Consider the following 18,413-nt stretch of genomic DNA (forward strand, 5'->3'; position numbering starts at 1 on the left):
TCAAGTTCCGACTCAGATGCCGATGCGGATTCTACCACGAGCTTTGATGACAACACGATAACCGCAGAAGCCGGAGGAAATACACTCAGAACAGGTAACAATATTGTGTACAACGTGAGTGACAGCAGTAGTGGAAGCTACACTGCAATTGCCATGGCGATCTCCACGTTAACAATGTTAGAGGCTTTAAGAGAGGATGGCAATGCTGGCGACGTGGATGCGCTTGTCTCTAGACTCGTTAATGTACTGGATATATTGTCACAACAAAATAATAATCGAAGTGATGAACTGTTAGACGCTATTAACTCCCTTAGAGAAGAATAAAAAAATGGAGGAGATTGTATGCCGAAAAAGAACGTTTCGAGATGTTCAATACCTGTAAAACGACATGAAAAAAAGGCATTTGTTAAAATAACCAATAACAATGCCAACGAAGAAAAGCGAATATTATCAATAGCAGCCTATGATAAAAATGACGAAGATCAAAAGCACATCCCCATCTTTGTAGATCAGAAACGTGCCGAGACAATTACTTTAAAACCTGCAGAAGCAAAAGTTTGTGAAATTGATGTAACCAACGTAGCTAAAAAAGTAGTTTTCGAATGTACGCAAACAGGCGGCGGTTCAGGATTATCCGTCTCCTCTCGAAGCAGTGGACCGATTCATTCCGAAATTGGAATCAAATAATAGAGAAAACCCTCGTTTGTTCAAAAGTGGCCAGGCAGAAACAACGGTTTCTGCCTGGCTTCTTGTCGTAGCAGACAATCACATTGGAGAGGAATGAAGAGGAAATATAAAAGAAATCCACCTCATGTTATGTTATAGTTTGGAGAACAAACTTCCTAAAAACAGCAGCCTAATTATTACCGACAGAGGAGATGTCGACACTTTATTCTTGATATACATTTACTTAGGTTTAGAAAGGTTATGACATATGATCGGTGAACTAATATTTGTAGTAGCAATTTTGTTTATAGGCAGTTTTCTGCAAGGAGCAAGCGGATTTGGCTTCGGACTGTTTTCAATGAGCTTCCTCCCCTTCGTGTTTACCTTAAAAGACAGTACGTTGATCGTCGTTTCGCTCGCACTGGTAACGTCCACTACCATTTTAATCAAGGTGTATAAGCACCTTGATTACAAACGGCTGCTTCTGCTCTTAAGCGCAGCAATTGTCGGCCGCGTGGGTGCTTTTTTTGTGCTTCACACTTACGGAGAATTGGAAATCATGAAAAAAGTTCTCGGAGTCGTACTCATTGCGATGGTAGGGTACATTCTGCTATCAAAGAATCAAAAACAGACAGATGAGCGGGCTGAGAAAGCGGTCTTGCCAATTATCATGGGACTTCTTGGCGGTTTTATCGGCGGCATTTTTATGACAGGAGGACCTTTTTTCGTTTTCTACTTGTTAGTCGCGTGTCGAGATAAATATTCATACACCGCCAACCTCCAGGCAGCTTTCTTTCTCACCGGCCTTGTTACCCTGATTCTACACGGTATAGGCGGAGACTTGAAAAGCGAGTTTATCCTTTATATCCTTGCCGGCATCGCCAGTGTCATCATTGGATCGCGGCTGGGAATGAAATGGTTTGACCGCCTGTCGCAGGATAAGATCAAAAAAATTGCCAGCGGACTCGTAGCCGCAGCAGGTCTTAACTTAATATTTTTCACGTAGAACATAGGAAGAGCCAACCCCCGTGCGGATTGGCTCTTTTTGTATGTTATCATACTGTACATTTTTTAAATATTAGTGTACTATGTGCGTAGTTCACTAGTAATGTGGCATGTCTGGAGGTTGAGAATATGGGAAGTTGGTTTGCACTTGTTAGAAAAGAATTTTTACTTACACGGCTCATTTTTTTTGCGGCACTTGGGTTTATTTTTTTGGTATGGGTTTTTTCTTACGTAATAGACAGTTTGAATACGATAGACGATGCTTTCACTTGGGAGGTGAATGCTCATAGGTTTGCCGGTCCGGCTATGTTGTCATTGATGACTGCTGGTGTGATACTACATATTCTTTATATGCCTGTTTATTTGATTATTAGCATGCAAAAGGAGGCAAATACGCTTCAGTGGTGGTTGCACTCGCCGCAGCCGATGTGGAAGCTGCTCACGGCTAAACTGACAAGTGGTTTATTTTGTATGATCTGTTCGCTATGTATTAATGCTGGTATTGTTCTGTTTGTAATGTTCCGTTCCTTAAGAGGAGAAATAGCTTCATTAGATTTACTGCCGCTTGCTGTGCGGGGAGGACTATTTGTTGTGGGCATGTCCGTGTATTTTTCCCTGTATATTCTGCTGTTTGTAGCGATTTATCTGACACTGCGCGGCCAGATCGGAAAGTGGTCATGGCTCGTTGTAATAGGGTTATTTATTCTCTTGAATGTCGCCAGTGAGCGAATAGCTGGAAGCGGCTGGTTTCAAGCATTGACTCATTGGGGTGGATTTGCAATTTTTAAAGACTTCTCGTTTGGTTTTCCGGAAGCGTTTTTTGGAACCATTGTTTTCCATGCCATATGGGGAGTCGTTCTCTTTTGGGTTTCGACGGTTCTTATTGAGAGAAGGGCTGAGGTGTAAGTAGATGGTAGATAATTTTGATGCGTCCAAGCCGATATATAAGCAAATTGCGGATCAATTTTACTGGAAGATCATCAGGGGAGACCTGCAGGCCGGAGATAAATTGCCATCCGTCCGTGATACGGCAGTCGCGTTCCGTGTCAATCCGAATACGGTGTCCCGGACGTATAATGAAATGGAGCGGGCGAATGTCGTAGAGACAAAACGCGGGCTGGGAACATTTGTAACCGAGAAGCAGGACGTTCTGAATGATTTGAAAGGGAAGAAAATGCGACAACAGATCGAACAGTTTGTCACGGAGATGGAGGCAATGGGCTATACAGCTGCAGAAATGGTGAATGGGCTGAAGAATCATTTAGGGAAGGAACGTGGGGAAAATGATTGAACTCAATCAGGTAGGGAAGCGTTACTTGGCTAAAACGGCATTGCATGATATTACGCTGACTTTGCCGCAAGGTGGGATCACCGGTCTTATTGGTGAGAACGGGAGCGGCAAATCAACGCTTTTAAAGATACTGGCCGGCCTTGTGAAGCCTTCAACCGGGACGGTTTTCATTAATGAAAAGAAGACCGAACGGCAAATTGCTGCTGACGTCGCTTACCTATCTGAACTCGATACGTTTTATAGTTTTTATAAAGTGAAAGATATGGTAGATTTTCAAGCATCACAGTTTCCGGATTTTAGTCGAAAACGTGCGGATGATATGCTTACCTTTATGAAGCTTGATCCAAATAGCAAAATCAAAGTATTATCAAAGGGCAACCGTGGGCGGCTGAAAATAGTACTCGCACTTGCTCGTGAAGCTCCTGTTATTTTAATGGATGAGCCGCTTTCCGGTCTTGACCCCATGGTACGGGACTCCATTGTAACAAGCTTAATTTCCTTTGTGGATGTTGAAAAACAGACCGTGTTAATCACGACACATGAAGTAAATGAAATGGAGCCAATATTTGACCGTGTTGTAGCCATACGAGAAGGTCGTCTCCTTGGTATTGCCGATGCAGAGAAGATCCGTGGTGAACAAGGAATGCGTGTGGTTGATTGGTTGAAAGAACAGTATCAATTATGATGTTCGGTAAAGTAGCGTATGAGCGAAGTTAAGAAAGCGGAAAAAGTGATAAATAACTACAGGGTAGTGGCTGCTTAAAAATTGACCAATTGAATAAAGCGAGAGCAAGGAATACGTATGGTGTCGTGAAAATTAAGCAATTTGAAAATAAAGGCACCATAGTGTTCGGATGACGTAGTGAAAACGACAACAGTGGAAAATAACGACGTTAAAAGTCGTGTATGATACCGTGAAAATCAAGGTAGCGAAAAATAACAACGTCATCGAGTGTGTATGGCGTCACGAAAAACAGGAAGGCACAAAATTGCAGCGTCAATACCTTGGTATGATGTCGTGAAAATCCTAGGACAAGAAAAAAAGTCGTCATAGCACAGATTTGACGTTGTAAAAAGGACTGGAGTCAAAAATAGAGACGTCAAACCCATGTGGGATACAATTCATCCGCGGATATTTTCATGTTTTTCCTCGCCACCTTATTACATATCATCTCCGGTCGCGGGCATACTATGTATGACTTCTTAAGGAGGGATGCATAATGGAAAAGCCGAAGCCGGATGACCGTTCCAATAATGTAGAGCGCATCGAGAATACGATTGGACACACGCTTCAGAACATGAATGAAGCGCGAGACTTTTTGAAGGCACATTCGGATGAGATGAGTGAAGAAGCAAAGCAGGAAATCAAGGAAAAGAATAAGCGGCGCGAGGAAAGCATTGAAGGGCTGCGTGAGGAAATAAAAGACGAAGCAGCACATCAACAGCGTTACGAGTAAAATAAAAATAGGGCGGCAGACGTAAAAGCAAAGCGTCTGCCGTATTTTTATGGCGATTTGTCTTTTTTCTCGATGGCAAGGTAAGCTTTTAAACGGTCAAGGTGTTCATACATTGCGGTTTCTAGGCGGCGTCGGTATAGAATGGCGGCGGGATGATAAATGGGAAAGAGCGTGTATGTGTCTGCAGTAATTCGGTATGTGTTTTTATCCCAGTCATCCAGTTCGCGAATCGGCGAGGTAATAAACGATCCGGTCACTTCTTCCATACGAGGATTCTCACCGAGCAGGCGCCAATAAGCGATTCGCCCCATCGGTACGATGACTTTCGGTTCGGCATACGCAATTTCGGCATCTAAAATTGGTGCGTGGGCGGCGATTTCTTTTTGGTTCGGGGTGCGGTTATATTTGCGCTTTTCTTTTCCGCGCGGCTGTCCCCATTTGTACGGTCGACTTCGTACGGCGCTCGTTATAAAAATGTCTTCACGCGTTACGCCGAGGTGGTCGAGAAAATGATTAAACTCCTTACCGGCTCTGCCGCTGAACGGAATGCCATTTTCTATTTCAGTCTCACCCGGTGCTTCTCCGACGAACATGAGTATTGGATGGCGAGGACCCTTTCCGTACACAAACCCCTCGCAGGCATAAGGTTTTATCCGTTCTTTGCATCGTTCGATCAGTTGTTCAGGTAGCATCGTGTGTCATCTCCTTTCTGGACTGCGACAATGGGATTCGAGAGTCTTTACATTAAAGCGCGGAGTAGCTCGTGGATGGGCTGTTCTTTTTTCGCATTCTCCATTTCCTGGAAGGGACATCCTTTTTCCATGAGCCGGTCGAGCACTTTTTCCATCGTAAAAGCTGTGCGATCTAGCTTTGGAGACACTTCTTCCCAGAAAAGGGGACAAGCAATGAGCGGGTCTTCTTTGCCTCGCAGCGAGTATGGAGCAATGATGGTTTTTCCCTCTCTATGCTGTGGGATGTCAAGGTATAGCTTGCGGCCGCGGTTCTTTTTCAGACGTTCTTGTGTAAATAAGTCAGGATGTTTTTCAGTCAAAAAGGTACCAAACGTTTCTGTAATCTTATTTGTCTCCGTCCACGTAAACGTATTTTCAGGAAGGGGAATGTATACTTGCAGTCCTTTATTCCCGGAAAACTTGACGAATGAAACAATCCCAAAAGAGTCGCACAGTTCTTTCAGAAGTAAGGCGCCTTTTATGGCCAATTTAAAATAGTCAGTGCCAGGCGGGTCGAGGTCAAACACGATTTCATCGACGTGATCGCTCTCGAGGCGCTGAAAGGGGACATGCCATTCGAGCGCCAACTGGTTCGCAAGCCATAACAATGTCTTTATATTATTACAGACGATGTAGTCATTGTCGTCAAGTATTGCCGTCTCCACATAATCCGGTGCGTAATCTGGACAGTCTTTTTGAAAAAAACCTTTATCAAAAAGGCCGTGCGGATAACGAATAACAGTGAGTGGTCGTGCTTTTAAAAAGGGTAGTATATAGGGAGCGGCACGGCGGACATAACCGAGGAAGTATACTTTCCGGATAGTTCGTCCGGGCCACAGGGCTTTATCCGGATTTGTTACCTCCACGTCCTCAGGAAAACGGAGATCGGAAAGTGCTAAGTTCTCCGCTGTACAGAAGGTCACAGGAGTATCAAAGCGAAACTGCGAAAAACGGGGTTCTCGCAGTTCAGTTTTTTTCCGTGTCGTGTAAGCTGCTTCTACCACAATCGATGGCGCTATTTCATACACCTTTTTCTTTTCATTCCAAATCCCATTCTTTTTGATTGTCGCGATGAGTGCATTTTTCTCTTCATCCAGAAACCCGTGGGAGCATTTGCCGGCGGGCACTATTGTGTTTTCCTCCCAGACGGCAAGGTAGAAGTAATCATTGGCAGGGTCATAGGCGGTGATGAAAAACTCACTTACAAATGGGGTCTTATATTTTAACCACTGGTCTGTACGTCCTTCCTTGTAGGAAGATCGTTTGTTTTTTACTACAATCCCTTCCCCGCAGCAGATTCGGTTTTCTTCAAGAGCGGATGACATATCTTTGAAAGACGGAATGCCTTGGAGCCGCGCTTCAGCGTGGGGGTCTGGTAAAAGGGGAAGATCTGCTTTATTCAATAAATCTTCCAGTTTGTTCTGACGGGTGCTCCAGGGATGTGGACGCAGGTCAGCATCATCCAGCTGTAAAATATCAAAAGCAAGAAACACAGCGGGCTTTGCCTTCATTTCCTGTTGTATCGTGCGGCTGGTACGTAGCAGAGCACGCCGCTGCAATGCGTAAAAATCAGCACGCCCGTGGTTGACAAGTACAGCGAGTTCCCCGTCCAGTGCGAACGGTGGCCGGTTAGAAAAAGTGTCTTGCGCTGTGGCAACAATCTCTGGAAAGCGGTTTTCTAAAGAATGGCCGCTTTTACTGAGAAGTGCAGCACGTTCACCGTCCCAAACAAATTTAGCGCGATAGCCGTCGTATTTCATTTCATAGACCCAGTATTTGCCACTAGGCAGTTCGGTAATGCGTGTCGGCTTCATCCATTTCATTTTTGTCGGTCCCTTCTTCCTCCTGCTAACAAATAGTATGAATGAGCTTCCTTGTTATCATGCAAAATAAGAATAAAAGCTTCGACCTGTTCTCTCTACACACAATAAAAGGAGTGTTTAATCGTGCATACGATGTGGAAAGGAAGCATTCAGTTTGGCCTCGTCAGCATCCCGATCAAAATGCATGCAGCGACAGAGGACAAAGACGTCTCATTTCGATCGCTCCATCAGAAATGCCACACCCCAATTAAATATGAAAAAATTTGTCCCGTTTGTGAAGAAGAAGTAGCCAAAGAGGATCTCGTGAAAGGGTACGAAACAACGAGTGGGAATTTTATTATCGTAACGGATGAGGAACTGGCCTCATTGAAAAAGGAAGCGGAGGATAAAGCAGTCGAGATACTCGATTTTATTAACATCGATGAAATTGATCCAATTTATTTTAATCGCAGTTATTACCTTGGTCCCAATGAAGGCGGGTCACGTGCCTATGCACTTCTGCGTCAGGCCCTTGCCGATTCACGGAAAGTCGGTATCGCCAAAATAATGATTCGCTCGAAAGAACAGCTGGCTGTGGTACGGGTGTATGAGGACACGCTTTTAATGGAGACGCTTCATTATCCGGACGAGATTCGCTCTGCTGCAGACGTCCCGAACGTACCAGCAACAGAAAAAATCGTCGCAAAGGAACTGGAAACCGCTAAAATGCTTATTGACCAGCTTACAACCGAGTTTAAGCCAGCTCAATATGAAGATGAATATCGTCAGAAGCTTATGGATTTAATTAAAGCAAAAGAAAAAGGTGAAGAAGTAGTCTCGGCTAAAACAGCACCGAAGAAAGACAATGTTACGGACTTAATGGAGGCATTGCAGGCATCTGTTGAGAAAAATAAGAAAAAAACTGGAAAAACCGCTGCAACAAAAAAACGTACCAGCCCTGCCAAGAAAAAGGCCACCTCTTAATAAAACGTCCTATTTTCTATATTCACTATCTTTACGGGGGAATAGGCTTTTAGTCTTATTCTTAAAAAAATGCCAAATTAGATGTTTCAACTTCTCCAAAAAAGTCTATAAAGAACCATGCAACATCAAAAACCATTTCATATTTTTGAAAGGAGATGGGAAACATGGCAAAAAGAGATAACAGAAAAATGAGTGTAGAAGAAGCAGGACGCAGAGGCGGCGAAACAACTGCTAAAAATCATGATAAGGAATTCTACCAGGAGATCGGTGAAAAAGGCGGGGAAACAACTGCCAAAAACCACGACAAAGAATTCTATCAAGAGATTGGTCAAAAAGGCGGCGAAACCACATCTAGTGAGCACGACAAATCTTTCTACCGTGATATAGGTAAAAAAGGCGGCGAAACGACGTCGAGCGAACATGAAAAAGAATTCTATCAAGAGATTGGCCAAAAGGGCGGCGAAACAACGTCCGATGAGCACGATAAAGAGTTCTATAAAGACATCGGCCAAAAAGGCGGAGAAGCTCGGAGTCGCCAGCGCAGAAACTAAATCGTTTCGACGTCAGCTTTAGTCACGAAAGGAGAGGTTCTCATGACAACAATTGGTGAACTCATGACACAAGAAGTAGAACACTGCTCCCCTTCTGATAATGTATACACGCTGGCGAAAGCGATGCATGACTGTGATCTAGGGTTTCTCCCCATTGTAGAGAACGATGAATTGACTGGTTGCGTCACGGATCGGGACATTGTCTTGAAAGGCTTGAATAAAGGAGTCTCTCCTGGGGACGTGCATGCCGAGAGTATTATGCAAGAAAAAGTGATTACCGGATATCCAGATATGCCGGTAGAAGAAGCATCAAGGCTGATGCAGGATCATCAAATAAAACGGTTAATCGTGACGGAAGACCTGAAATTAAAAGGTGTTGTCACGTTAGGAGATATGGCTGCCTCAAAGAAAGCGGACCAAGCAGCTGGAAACGCAATGAGTGAAATCTCCAAGCCGCACCCACACTAGGGGAAAGCTTTTTAAATAAAAGCAAGCATCCATGAAAGTCAGATCCACCCTCATGGACGTAACCCTTCATGGATGCTTTGTTTTCCTTTATACCAGAAAAAAGAGCTTCTGACAAGAAAACCATCTCTTTATTGAGATGGTTTTTTGCGGTTTAAGCGGAACCGTCGTGGGCTAAGATGACATAGACGCTTAAACGGCCGGCACTATTATTTTCAAAGCCAATCATTTGATCTTTGTTACAATGGAAGACGTCTTTTTCTGAAATAGGGTGCTTCACGTCATTGATCATACAAATGCCATTACCTTCAAGAATCGTAATAAACACCTGTGTGTTCGGATGGTTATGTGTTGGCAGCTGTTGCCCGGGCATGAAGTTCAACACGAAGGCTTTCGTCTTTCCTTCTTTAAACACATCTTTTTTTGTTAAGCGCTCTTCGTCGAAAATTTGGAATTGGCTTAAATTTTGGGCCTCCATTTTGTCACCTCTTTTGAAATAAATAAACCTCTCCTGTCTATCTTCTCTCATACATAGGTTGTTAATCAACCGAAGGCCCTTCAGATACTAAAAAGATATAAAGGATATCGACGAAAATCTAACGAAAAAAAGCCCCGTCACAGGTACCTAATGGCCCGAGGGGGATGAGGCAACGTTAAAAGGCTTGGATGACGCCGCAGCCGATACGCTTGCCGGCGTCTCCGGCGGGCTGGGTACGGTAGTCGTCCGGGTTCTGATGAATGATAACGGCCTTTCCAATAACATCCGCCGCATTAAAAGTATTTGTGAAAAAAGACATTCTTGCATACCCATCATTGGAGAATAACACGGGAAAATCACCCGCATGATTGCCATGTGGCTGATTGGTCGGATTCCAATGACCGCCGGCTGCTTGAAAAGGACTGGCTGGGTCTCCGACACTGCAGTCACCATTCTCATGAATATGAAAACCATGCGGCCCAACTGGGTCTTCGCTTTCGGTTCCTGGCTGATATGGCGGCAACCCGGCCACTTCTACATACACGTCCGTTCCATTTGGTACATTCGTAAACACCACATACCCTCTTAAATTGGGGGCTAATCGGCTTCCTTTAATTTCGGCATATGATCTGGTAACTTCATTTCTTGACGGATAGTATTGGTAATATGGCATCTGATTGTAAACATACATCACAGGAAAACCTCCATTTTCTTCTAGGCTGTTTCCCATTCTATGCAGATCGTCTAGATTGGTGCGGAGTAACAAAAAAATGTAAGATCAAAATAAAATATATTTTTAAAATATTGATTAGTTGAATAATTCAGCGGTTTGGTATACAATTTTTAAGAACCTAATTTTTATGAGCCTAAATCATATAGGAGTGGAATTAATGAGAAATCAAATTATATGGAAAGTCGGCGGCCAGCAAGGGGAAGGTATTGAAAGCACGGGTGAAATCTTTTCGGTTGGCATGAACCGACTGGGTTATTTTTTATATGGGTATCGCCACTTCTCGTCTAGAATCAAAGGCGGCCATACGAATAATAAAATTCGTGTAAGTACGGAAGAAATGAATGCAGTTTCTACAGACTTAGACATCCTTGTTGCATTCGACCAGGAAACAATTGATTTAAACTATCATGAATTGAACGAAAACGGTGTTATTATTGCGGATACAAAATGTAAGCCAGTGAACCCGGAAACATCCAAAGCTGAACTTCATCCTGTTCCTTTTACAGAAATTGCGAAAGAGCAAGGCACTTCTTTAATGAAGAACATGGTTGCGATTGGCGCTACCTGTGCGGTGATGAACCTTGAAGTAGAGGTCTTTACAAGTGTCATTAAAGAAATATTCGGGCGTAAAGGCGACGATATGGTGCAGAAGAACATGCAGGCCATGCAGGAAGGCTTTCAGTATATGAAAGAAAGTATTGGGGATGGGAGTGATTCCTTATCGCTTGCAGCAGCGGACGGTATGAAACGCATGTTTATGATTGGCAATGACGCGATCGCCTTAGGTGCCTTGACAGCAGGAGTTCGTCTCATGCCGGCTTATCCGATCACCCCTGCATCTGATATTATGGAATATTTAATTAAGAAACTGCCAAAAGTCGGTGGAACAGTTATTCAAACCGAAGATGAAATTGCAGCTTGCACGATGGCAATTGGCGCAAATTTCGCAGGAACACGCTCTTTAACTGCTTCTGCAGGTCCAGGATTATCGCTAATGATGGAAGCAATTGGCTTGTCCGGAATGACAGAAACACCGCTTGTTGTAGTGGACACCCAGCGTGGCGGGCCATCTACAGGACTTCCGACAAAACAAGAACAGTCGGATTTAATGCAGATGGTATATGGCACTCACGGGGAAATTCCGAAAGTGGTACTTGCACCAAGTACAGTAGAAGAAGCATTTTATGACGCAGTAGAAGCATTTAACATTGCGGAAGAATATCAATGTCCGGTGATTCTCCTGTCCGATCTTCAGCTCTCATTAGCCAAGCAGACAGTTGCACCGTTTGATCTTGATAAAGTAGAGATTCGAAGAGGCAAGCTGATTGATGAAGTAGAAGAAAGAGAAGAAAAGAATGACTATTTTAGGCGTTATGAAGTCACGGAAGATGGAATTTCCCCACGTGTTGTTCCAGGAACGAAAAATGGCATTCACCACGTAACAGGTCTTGAGCACGATGAAGAGGGACGGCCGACGGAAAAGACGTCGAATCGGAAGGCACAGATGAAAAAGAGAATGCGAAAACTTGAAAACTTTGCAGAGACATTTACGAATCCACTGGCAATCAACGCCCCGTACGAGGAAGCAGACCTTTTGATCGTTGGATTCAATGCGACTCGGGGTGCCATTGAAGAAGCGATGATGGATTTGGAGAAAGAAGATATTAAGGTAAATCATGTCCATGTACGATTAATTCATCCCTTCCCAACAGAACAGATGAAACCGTATATAGAGTCTGCGAAACACGTATTAGTAGTAGAAAACAATGCTACCGGCCAATTGGCAAGTATTATGAAAATGAACCTCGGACACGTCGAAAAAATTCAGAGCCAGTTGAAATTTGATGGTGATCCTTTCCACCCGGAAGAGATATATCAAGGAAGCAAGGAGTTGTTAGAACATGACTACATCAACAATTAAAGATTTTAGAAATGGTGTTAAGCCAAACTGGTGTCCGGGCTGTGGAGACTTTTCTGTCCAATCTGCGATTCAGCGTGCTGCTGCTAACATCGGGCTCACCCCGGAGGATCTTGCCCTTGTCTCTGGAATTGGCTGCTCGGGCCGGATCTCCGGTTATATACGTTCCTATGGATTTCATGGAACTCATGGACGCGCCTTGCCGATAGCACAAGGTGTGAAAATGGCAAACCGGGACCTGACAGTGGTCGCAGCGGGCGGCGATGGCGACGGATTTGCAATTGGCATTGGGCATACGATTCATGCGATGCGACGTAATATGGATATCACCTATATCGTGATGGACAATCAGATATATGGATTGACAAAGGGCCAGACATCTCCGCGTTCAGATGACGGATTTGTCACATCCTCTACACCGGAAGGATCGATTGAACAAGCTTTGCCTCCAATGGAAACGGCTTTGATGAGCGGGGCAACATTTGTAGCGCAAAGTTTTTCCGCAGATATAAAAGACTTAACCGCAACAATTGAGGCAGGAATCAATCATAAAGGGTTCTCTATCATTAACGTATTCAGCCCTTGTGTGACGTATAACAAAGTAAATACGTATGACTGGTTTAAAGAAAATTTAACGAAATTGAGTGACGTTGCCGGATACGACAATACGGATCGGGCGATGGCTATGAATACACTAATGGAGCACAACAGCCTCGTGACAGGGATTATTTATCAAGAAGAGCGCCCTTCTTATCAAGAGATGGTAAAAGGATATGCAGAGAAGCCGTTAGCCCATTCTTCCTTACAGTTGGAACCTGCCAAGTTTCAGGAATTTGTTAGCGAATTTATGTAAGAGCGAAGGCTTCGATATCAAATAGCAAAACGTGTGACCTGTGTTTTTGTAACGTCGGGTCACACGTTTTCACTTCCTATTCCAGGGTTCGATTCATTTCATCTACATCAAATGCGGTTTTTGGCTCAGGGCTGTCTCCTGAGCGAAATTCGCCATCGCCACCACAAACGGTGCAGGAGTATTGCCATTGTTCATCGTCCATTAATAAGCCGGTACCGTCACACGCTTTACATCGATGGTCTTGCATCATTTTCTCGCTCCTTATCCCATTTACTTTTAAACCATGTTTTGCTGCCAAGAAAGTTGGTTTTACTGCCTATGTTTGACCCAATTGATAAGACCGCCTGTTAACATGATGTCCACTTGGCGTTTTGATAATGCATGACGGACGTTGATTTTGTGATTTTTCTGTTTGACAGTGACAGTTAGCTCGCTACTTTCTTGAATGGTCTTTCTGATATTACTAAGCTGAAGAACGTCACCTGGCTCTAGCTTGGTATAGTCACTTTCTTCGACAAAGGTCAGTGGGAGGATGCCAAAGTTCGCGAGGTTTTGCCAGTGGATGCGGGCAAAGTCTTTGACAATAACGGCGCGTAGCCCGAGATAGCGTGGCGCTAATGCTGCGTGTTCACGGCTCGATCCTTGTCCGTAATTAAAGCCGCCGATGATAGCATGGCCGCTTCGTTCCCGAATATCCATCGAGCGGTTGTAATAGTCCTGATCGAGAATCTCAAAAGCAAACTTACTGATCTCAGGTAAGTTGCTTCGATAAGGGAGAACACGTGCCCCGCCTGCGAGAATTTCATCGGTAGAAAAATTGTCGCCGACTTTCAGCATGACCGGTATTTCCATCGAATCAGGAAGCGGCTCCATATCCGGCAGAGAGGCGATGTTCGGACCTTTGTGTAACTCGGCAACTTTGGCTTCATCATAAGGAAGCGGCTCTTCCAAGAGACGAACATCGACTGTAGGTTCTTCTGGTTCTTTTATGGTGGGGTAATCCATTTCAAGCGTGCGAGGATCGGTGATTTTGCCAGTCAACGCAGAAGCAGCAGCAACTTCGGGGCTGCATAAAAACACACTGTCTTCTCGTGTTCCGGAGCGTCCCGGAAAATTTCGCGGCGTCGTGCGCAAACTGTTTCTCCCGGTCGCGGGTGCCTGCCCCATACCAATACAGCCGTTGCACCCCGCTTGGTGAAGTCGGGCACCAGCTGCCAGCAGGCTGGCAATGTGGCCGTCCGCTACCAAATCAGAGAGCATTTGCCGGGAAGTAGGGTTTATATCAAAGGAAAGTCCGCTTGCGATGGACCGGCCTTTTACAATTTCAGCAGCTACTGCAAAATCGCGGTAGCCGGGATTGGCAGAAGAACCAATATATGATTGATAAATGCTTTCACCAGCTACTTCATCAACGGGCACCACGTTACCAGGACTGGATGGTTTAGCAATAAGCGGAACGAGCTCAGATAAATTAATCTCTTCTTCGAGGTCATAAGTTGCTCCGTCATCCGCTTTTAACTCTTGCCACTCCTTTTCACGACCTTGGCTTTTCATAAAACGTTTAACTTCATCGTCTGCTGGGAAAACGCTCGCCGTGGCTCCGAGCTCAGCACCCATATTTGCAATCACGTGGCGGTCCATCGCGCTTAACTCGTCTAATCCAGGGCCGTAGTATTCAATGATTTTCCCGATGCCACCTTTCACATCATGGCGACGCAAAAGTTCGAGGATAACATCTTTCGCGCTAACCCAGTCAGGGAGCTTTCCTGTCAATTTCACTCCCCAAATCTTCGGCATTTTAACGTAAAAGGGCTCTCCGGCAATGGCCATCGCCACGTCAATGCCCCCGGCGCCAATCGCAAGCATTCCCATACAGCCGTTCGCACACGTATGACTGTCCGATCCCAGCAAAGTACGATGCGGTCGTGCCAGCCTCTGCATGTGTACCGGATGGCTGACACCATTACCGGGACGGCTGAAATGAATGCCAAAACGCTTCGCGGCACTTTCGAGAAACAAATGGTCGTCTGGATTTTTACTGTCTTCTTGAATAATGTTATGGTCAACGTATTGGGCGGAAGCCTCTGTTTTGGCTCGGTCTACTTTCATCGCTTCTAGTTCAAGCATAACCATGGTGCCGGTCGCATCTTGGGTTAACGTTTGGTCAATCGACAGCCCAATTTCTTCACCTGGTATCATCTTGCCTTCCACCAGATGGTCTTGAATTAATTTCTGTGCGGCATTTAACGCCATGAAAAAACCTCCTTAACGAAAAATTGAACTATACCGTGCAGCCGTCCTGCTAAGCGAAACAGTGAGATTGTGATAAACTAAAGACGTACTACACGCAAGATTACCCGAAAAACAAGCAAAAATAACAAGCAGGAGGTAACGGTTTTGGGAAGAAGAATTGTTTTGTTTATCTTAACCAACATTCTAGTTATTACTACAATTTCCATTGTATTTATCGCGCTTTCGGCCATGGGGGTCGATCTGTCTACTTACACAGCCGGAGGCGGCATCGACTTCACCGCTTTATTTATTGTTAGTGCGATTATCGGCTTTGCCGGATCATTTATCTCGCTTTTGATGTCGCGATTTATGGCGAAGAAAGTGATGGGGGTCCGCGTTATTGATCCAGACCGGAGCAGCGGGCATGAACAATTCCTAGTTGAGAAAGTGCATCAGCTTGCGCGTAACGCCGGACTTGTACACATGCCGGAAGTTGGTATTTATCAGTCCGAAGAAGTGAATGCGTTCGCAACCGGCCCATCAAAAAAAAGATCCCTTGTTGCCGTATCAAGAGGACTCTTAAACAGCATGGACGAAGATGCAGTGGAAGGTGTTCTCGCCCATGAAATCGCTCACGTTGCAAACGGCGATATGGTAACGATGACCCTGCTCCAAGGCGTCGTGAACACGTTCGTCATTTTTCTCGCCCGGATTGCGGCGGCTATCGTCGCCCGGTTCGTTCAAAATGATGGTCTGCGCACAGCCGTCCATTTCGGCGCGATTATTGTGTTTCAAATTCTGTTTTCTATCCTTGGAAGCCTTGTGGTAATGGGATTCTCCCGCTACCGCGAATACCATGCCGACCGGGGTGGTGCGGATATAGCCGGGAAAGATAAGATGGTTCACGCCCTTCGCTCGCTTCAGTCGAACGTGCGCCGTATTGACACAAGTCAGAAGTCTCTGCAGACACTAAAGATTAACAGCAAGGCTTCTTTAGGGGCACTCTTTTCCTCGCACCCTCCTCTAGAAGAACGCATCAGCCGCCTTCAAGGAAAATAACAAGTAAAAATAATTCTAAAAACATTCACTAAGAAAAGAGTTCTACAAACAGGCTCTTCCTTCAAATCTGTAAAAGAATGATACAGAGAAGGAGGGCCTGTTTTTGAAGGAAGACTGGGAAACAGAGTATATCAAGGCCGCGGCCGGTTATGTCGCACTTTTCGATCAGTTGGTAGCGGCGACGCGAAACGGGGAAGACGCGGAGCAGCTGACAGAAAAAGCCTACGAGGGAGCGAGAGATCTTCGGTTTTCAAGCTACAGATCATCCAGGCACAGTTAACCGGGAAAATTATGATCCACCTGACTCCGACTTTTTTAATCACATGGTCAATGAGATAGAAGAGTACATGAGGATGCCATTACTGGAAGTCTGGATAAGATTGAAACAAACCTTGCTGATGCTGGGAACGCTTATCCCGCTGATGGCCGACCATATGGCAAGAAAAGAATGTTAATATTTATGGAAACTAGAGGAATCCACCAAAACCGAAGCACCGGGATGTGATCCTGCCAAACCGCGTACTACCAATTAAATATCCGGCATAATTTTTATACCCCTTCAAGGCGTAGCCGCTTTGGAGTTTTTTCCTTTGGAAGGGGTGACCGTTTCGTACTATACTTAGGCGAAGGTTATTATTCTATCATAGGTCATAGAATCGGGTGAGCAGCATGGATGAAATGCAACAGAAAGCAGGAGTCATCGCGGCAACCTCTGCTTATCTCATATGGGGATTCTTGCCGTTATATTGGAAGTTAGTCGAGGAGGTTCCGGCAGGCGAGGTACTTGCTCATCGGATTATTTGGTCGCTCGTTCTTATAACGGCAGTGCTTGCAGCCATTGGCTGGTTTCCAGGCGTTTGGAAGGAAATCCGTCACGCTTTTTCCACGAGGAAATCAGCTCTGGGTATTACTGCCGCTGCTTTTGTCATCAGCTGTAACTGGTTTATCTTCGTATTTGCCGTAAACAGCGACCGGGTCATTGAAGTAAGCTTAGGGTATTATATTAATCCCCTTATTAACGTGCTGCTCGCGACAGTCTTCTTAAAAGAAAGGTTGTCAAAGGTAGAAAAAAGTGCATTTCTTTTGGCAGCAGCAGGGGTAATTCTTTTAACTTTTCATTACGGATATGTGCCGTGGGCGGCGCTTGCTCTTGCCTTAAGTTTTGGACTTTATGGACTTATAAAAAAGACGGTTACCGTTGGCGCGTGGGCAGGTCTCATGATCGAGACGCTGTTGATGGCGCCGTTTGCTCTTTTGTTTCTCTTCTTTTTCCGCGGTGAGAGTGGGGGGATTTTTCATTATGGCTGGGAGATTGGCTTTTTGTTAGTTGGAACTGGCGCGGCGACCGCTTTGCCACTCTTGCTGTTCGCAACCGGAGCGAAGCGGATTACTTTTTCGCTGCTTGGTTTCCTGCAATATATCGCGCCAACGATAATGCTCGTGCTCGGAGTGTTTTTATTTCAGGAGCCATTTAGCACAGGGCAGTTGATCTCATTTCTTATCGTCTGGACTGGTCTAGTACTTTTTACTTACTCTCGCTCTAATGCTACGATCAAAAAACGCAAAGCGAAAGAGCCTAACAAAAATGCCGGTTGAACAGCTGGGAAAAGGTGGGATGGAACTATATCCCGCTTCTCTTTTTTCTCAAGAGGATAGCTCCTATTCATATTATGGTAAACTATTAATTTTACAGCAACAGTAAGGAACGATAGGGGGATAAGGGGATGGCCTACAACAAACAAGTGGAAATGACAAAGTGTCCGAATTGTGCGGGAACAGGCAAAGTAAACAATGCGATTTATCTGGAGACAACGATTTTCGATAACTGCCATTACTGCCAGGCAACAGGCAAGTTAGAACGATACGAGGCGAACCGCTTGGCGGATAAATTAACAGGCAATCATTCGCCAAGTGTTGACCTTAATAAATTGCTGCATTAGAAAACGGGGGTATGGTGCTGCGAAAACGAGCGCCGTGCAAAATAACGCCGTCATAGGGAGTGAATGACGTAGTGAAACCGAGTGTCGTGCAAAGTAACGATGTCATAGGGAGTGAATGAGGTATCGAAACTGAGCGCCACGCAAAATAACGCCGTCATAGGAAGCGTATGATGTATCGAAACCGGGTGCCATGCAAAATAACGCCGTCATAAGGAATATAGGACGTCGTTTCATTAATGGGCAGGATC

Annotated in this window: 22 protein-coding genes; 16 read left to right on the forward strand and 6 right to left on the reverse strand. The window is 45.0% G+C overall.

Going from position 1 to position 18,413, the window contains the following annotated elements; genetic code table 11:
* The 7 genes from LOR49_RS13645 to tlp form a co-directional block, all read left to right on the forward strand.
* The coding region (locus LOR49_RS13645) for a hypothetical protein (RefSeq protein WP_240377300.1) at nucleotides 1-324 on the forward strand (324 nt) is incomplete at its 5' end.
* Between the two features lie 18 nt (nucleotides 325-342).
* Nucleotides 343-687 carry a hypothetical protein gene (locus tag LOR49_RS13650; RefSeq protein WP_240377301.1) on the forward strand — a complete coding sequence of 115 codons (345 nt, stop codon included), beginning with the start codon at nucleotides 343-345 and terminating at the stop codon, nucleotides 685-687.
* Nucleotides 688-934: 247 nt separating this feature from the next.
* Nucleotides 935-1,672 carry a sulfite exporter TauE/SafE family protein gene (locus LOR49_RS13655; protein ID WP_240377302.1) on the forward strand — a complete coding sequence of 246 codons (738 nt, stop codon included), beginning with the start codon at nucleotides 935-937 and terminating at the stop codon, nucleotides 1,670-1,672.
* A gap of 128 nt (nucleotides 1,673-1,800) precedes the next feature.
* The gene (locus tag LOR49_RS13660; protein WP_240377303.1) at nucleotides 1,801-2,577 is read left to right on the forward strand and encodes a hypothetical protein; all 777 of its coding nucleotides are present in this window, start codon (nucleotides 1,801-1,803) and stop codon (nucleotides 2,575-2,577) included.
* A gap of 4 nt (nucleotides 2,578-2,581) precedes the next feature.
* Complete coding sequence (locus LOR49_RS13665) at nucleotides 2,582-2,962, forward strand: GntR family transcriptional regulator (protein WP_240377304.1); 381 nt, start codon at nucleotides 2,582-2,584, stop codon at nucleotides 2,960-2,962.
* Nucleotides 2,955-3,647: an ABC transporter ATP-binding protein gene (locus LOR49_RS13670; RefSeq protein ID WP_240377305.1), complete on the forward strand. Its 693-nt coding sequence runs from the start codon at nucleotides 2,955-2,957 to the stop codon at nucleotides 3,645-3,647. Before LOR49_RS13665 ends, LOR49_RS13670 begins: the two co-directional genes overlap by 8 nt.
* A gap of 535 nt (nucleotides 3,648-4,182) precedes the next feature.
* The gene (gene tlp / locus LOR49_RS13675; protein ID WP_240377306.1) at nucleotides 4,183-4,419 is read left to right on the forward strand and encodes a small acid-soluble spore protein Tlp; all 237 of its coding nucleotides are present in this window, start codon (nucleotides 4,183-4,185) and stop codon (nucleotides 4,417-4,419) included.
* A 47-nt stretch (nucleotides 4,420-4,466) separates the two neighbouring features.
* On the opposite strand, the gene LOR49_RS13680 is transcribed toward tlp, so the two are convergent.
* Complete coding sequence (locus LOR49_RS13680; RefSeq protein WP_240377307.1) at nucleotides 4,467-5,111, reverse strand: uracil-DNA glycosylase; 645 nt, start codon at nucleotides 5,109-5,111, stop codon at nucleotides 4,467-4,469.
* A gap of 47 nt (nucleotides 5,112-5,158) precedes the next feature.
* Entirely contained in the window at nucleotides 5,159-6,973 is a 1,815-nt protein-coding gene (gene ligD, locus LOR49_RS13685) for a DNA ligase D (protein ID WP_240377308.1), read from the reverse strand.
* Nucleotides 6,974-7,096: 123 nt separating this feature from the next.
* On the opposite strand from ligD, the gene ku reads away from it, so the two are divergent.
* The 3 genes from ku to LOR49_RS13700 all read left to right on the forward strand — a co-directional run bounded on the left by ku (nucleotide 7,097) and on the right by LOR49_RS13700 (nucleotide 8,955).
* The gene (gene ku / locus LOR49_RS13690; RefSeq protein WP_240377309.1) at nucleotides 7,097-7,936 is read left to right on the forward strand and encodes a non-homologous end joining protein Ku; all 840 of its coding nucleotides are present in this window, start codon (nucleotides 7,097-7,099) and stop codon (nucleotides 7,934-7,936) included.
* Nucleotides 7,937-8,100: 164 nt separating this feature from the next.
* Nucleotides 8,101-8,487, forward strand: a complete 387-nt coding sequence (locus tag LOR49_RS13695) for a KGG domain-containing protein (RefSeq protein WP_240377310.1) — start codon at nucleotides 8,101-8,103, stop codon at nucleotides 8,485-8,487.
* Between the two features lie 42 nt (nucleotides 8,488-8,529).
* Nucleotides 8,530-8,955: a CBS domain-containing protein gene (locus tag LOR49_RS13700; protein ID WP_240377311.1), complete on the forward strand. Its 426-nt coding sequence runs from the start codon at nucleotides 8,530-8,532 to the stop codon at nucleotides 8,953-8,955.
* A gap of 151 nt (nucleotides 8,956-9,106) precedes the next feature.
* Here LOR49_RS13700 and LOR49_RS13705 read toward each other — a convergent pair whose 3' ends face one another.
* Together LOR49_RS13705 and LOR49_RS13710 are read right to left on the reverse strand one after the other, a co-directional pair.
* Complete coding sequence (locus LOR49_RS13705; protein WP_240377312.1) at nucleotides 9,107-9,430, reverse strand: cupin domain-containing protein; 324 nt, start codon at nucleotides 9,428-9,430, stop codon at nucleotides 9,107-9,109.
* 175 nt (nucleotides 9,431-9,605) lie between these two features.
* Nucleotides 9,606-10,121: a superoxide dismutase family protein gene (locus tag LOR49_RS13710; RefSeq protein ID WP_240377449.1), complete on the reverse strand. Its 516-nt coding sequence runs from the start codon at nucleotides 10,119-10,121 to the stop codon at nucleotides 9,606-9,608.
* 199 nt (nucleotides 10,122-10,320) lie between these two features.
* Here LOR49_RS13710 and LOR49_RS13715 point away from each other — a divergent pair, with 199 nt between their 5' ends.
* Together LOR49_RS13715 and LOR49_RS13720 are read left to right on the forward strand one after the other, a co-directional pair.
* Nucleotides 10,321-12,084 carry a 2-oxoacid:acceptor oxidoreductase subunit alpha gene (locus LOR49_RS13715; protein WP_240377313.1) on the forward strand — a complete coding sequence of 588 codons (1,764 nt, stop codon included), beginning with the start codon at nucleotides 10,321-10,323 and terminating at the stop codon, nucleotides 12,082-12,084.
* Nucleotides 12,065-12,934, forward strand: coding sequence for a 2-oxoacid:ferredoxin oxidoreductase subunit beta (locus LOR49_RS13720; RefSeq protein WP_240377314.1), 870 nt, complete (start codon nucleotides 12,065-12,067; stop codon nucleotides 12,932-12,934). Before LOR49_RS13715 ends, LOR49_RS13720 begins: the two co-directional genes overlap by 20 nt.
* Before the next feature lie 76 nt (nucleotides 12,935-13,010).
* Here the strand turns inward: LOR49_RS13720 and LOR49_RS13725 are convergent, their stop codons facing one another.
* Both LOR49_RS13725 and LOR49_RS13730 read right to left on the reverse strand, forming a co-directional pair.
* Nucleotides 13,011-13,181 (reverse strand): hypothetical protein, encoded by a 171-nt coding sequence (locus tag LOR49_RS13725; protein ID WP_240377455.1) that lies wholly within the window; start codon nucleotides 13,179-13,181, stop codon nucleotides 13,011-13,013.
* Between the two features lie 62 nt (nucleotides 13,182-13,243).
* Complete coding sequence (locus LOR49_RS13730) at nucleotides 13,244-15,187, reverse strand: aconitate hydratase (RefSeq protein ID WP_240377315.1); 1,944 nt, start codon at nucleotides 15,185-15,187, stop codon at nucleotides 13,244-13,246.
* 144 nt (nucleotides 15,188-15,331) lie between these two features.
* Here LOR49_RS13730 and htpX point away from each other — a divergent pair, with 144 nt between their 5' ends.
* The 4 genes from htpX (at nucleotide 15,332) to LOR49_RS13750 (ending at nucleotide 18,165) form a co-directional block, all read left to right on the forward strand.
* Nucleotides 15,332-16,225 carry a protease HtpX gene (gene htpX, locus LOR49_RS13735; RefSeq protein ID WP_240377316.1) on the forward strand — a complete coding sequence of 298 codons (894 nt, stop codon included), beginning with the start codon at nucleotides 15,332-15,334 and terminating at the stop codon, nucleotides 16,223-16,225.
* A 103-nt stretch (nucleotides 16,226-16,328) separates the two neighbouring features.
* A complete protein-coding gene (locus LOR49_RS13740) occupies nucleotides 16,329-16,505 on the forward strand; it encodes a hypothetical protein (RefSeq protein ID WP_240377317.1) in 177 nt (58 codons plus the stop codon).
* Between the two features lie 389 nt (nucleotides 16,506-16,894).
* Entirely contained in the window at nucleotides 16,895-17,821 is a 927-nt protein-coding gene (gene rarD, locus LOR49_RS13745) for an EamA family transporter RarD (protein WP_240377318.1), read from the forward strand.
* Between the two features lie 128 nt (nucleotides 17,822-17,949).
* Nucleotides 17,950-18,165: a hypothetical protein gene (locus LOR49_RS13750; RefSeq protein WP_240377319.1), complete on the forward strand. Its 216-nt coding sequence runs from the start codon at nucleotides 17,950-17,952 to the stop codon at nucleotides 18,163-18,165.
* The last annotated feature ends 248 nt before the right edge of the window (nucleotides 18,166-18,413 follow it).

Origin of the sequence: Bacillus piscicola, from assembly GCF_022458745.1 — a bacterium.
Taxonomy (GTDB): domain Bacteria; phylum Bacillota; class Bacilli; order Bacillales; family Marinococcaceae; genus Alteribacillus_A; species Alteribacillus_A piscicola.

Bases quoted from the DNA above. Each gene is read 5' to 3' on its own strand.
- LOR49_RS13650 (WP_240377301.1), top strand. From the start codon at position 343: ATGCCGAAAAAGAACGTTTCGAGATGTTCAATACCTGTAAAACGACAT.
- LOR49_RS13655 (WP_240377302.1), top strand. From the start codon at position 935: ATGATCGGTGAACTAATATTTGTAGTAGCAATTTTGTTTATAGGCAGT.
- LOR49_RS13660 (WP_240377303.1), top strand. From the start codon at position 1,801: ATGGGAAGTTGGTTTGCACTTGTTAGAAAAGAATTTTTACTTACACGG.
- LOR49_RS13665 (WP_240377304.1), top strand. From the start codon at position 2,582: ATGGTAGATAATTTTGATGCGTCCAAGCCGATATATAAGCAAATTGCG.
- LOR49_RS13670 (WP_240377305.1), top strand. From the start codon at position 2,955: ATGATTGAACTCAATCAGGTAGGGAAGCGTTACTTGGCTAAAACGGCA.
- tlp (WP_240377306.1), top strand. From the start codon at position 4,183: ATGGAAAAGCCGAAGCCGGATGACCGTTCCAATAATGTAGAGCGCATC.
- LOR49_RS13680 (WP_240377307.1), bottom strand. From the start codon at position 5,111: ATGCTACCTGAACAACTGATCGAACGATGCAAAGAACGGATAAAACCT.
- ligD (WP_240377308.1), bottom strand. From the start codon at position 6,973: ATGAAATGGATGAAGCCGACACGCATTACCGAACTGCCTAGTGGCAAA.
- LOR49_RS13695 (WP_240377310.1), top strand. From the start codon at position 8,101: ATGGCAAAAAGAGATAACAGAAAAATGAGTGTAGAAGAAGCAGGACGC.
- LOR49_RS13700 (WP_240377311.1), top strand. From the start codon at position 8,530: ATGACAACAATTGGTGAACTCATGACACAAGAAGTAGAACACTGCTCC.
- LOR49_RS13705 (WP_240377312.1), bottom strand. From the start codon at position 9,430: ATGGAGGCCCAAAATTTAAGCCAATTCCAAATTTTCGACGAAGAGCGC.
- LOR49_RS13710 (WP_240377449.1), bottom strand. From the start codon at position 10,121: ATGTATGTTTACAATCAGATGCCATATTACCAATACTATCCGTCAAGA.
- LOR49_RS13715 (WP_240377313.1), top strand. From the start codon at position 10,321: ATGAGAAATCAAATTATATGGAAAGTCGGCGGCCAGCAAGGGGAAGGT.
- LOR49_RS13720 (WP_240377314.1), top strand. From the start codon at position 12,065: ATGACTACATCAACAATTAAAGATTTTAGAAATGGTGTTAAGCCAAAC.
- LOR49_RS13725 (WP_240377455.1), bottom strand. From the start codon at position 13,181: ATGCAAGACCATCGATGTAAAGCGTGTGACGGTACCGGCTTATTAATG.
- LOR49_RS13730 (WP_240377315.1), bottom strand. From the start codon at position 15,187: ATGGCGTTAAATGCCGCACAGAAATTAATTCAAGACCATCTGGTGGAA.
- rarD (WP_240377318.1), top strand. From the start codon at position 16,895: ATGGATGAAATGCAACAGAAAGCAGGAGTCATCGCGGCAACCTCTGCT.
- LOR49_RS13750 (WP_240377319.1), top strand. From the start codon at position 17,950: ATGGCCTACAACAAACAAGTGGAAATGACAAAGTGTCCGAATTGTGCG.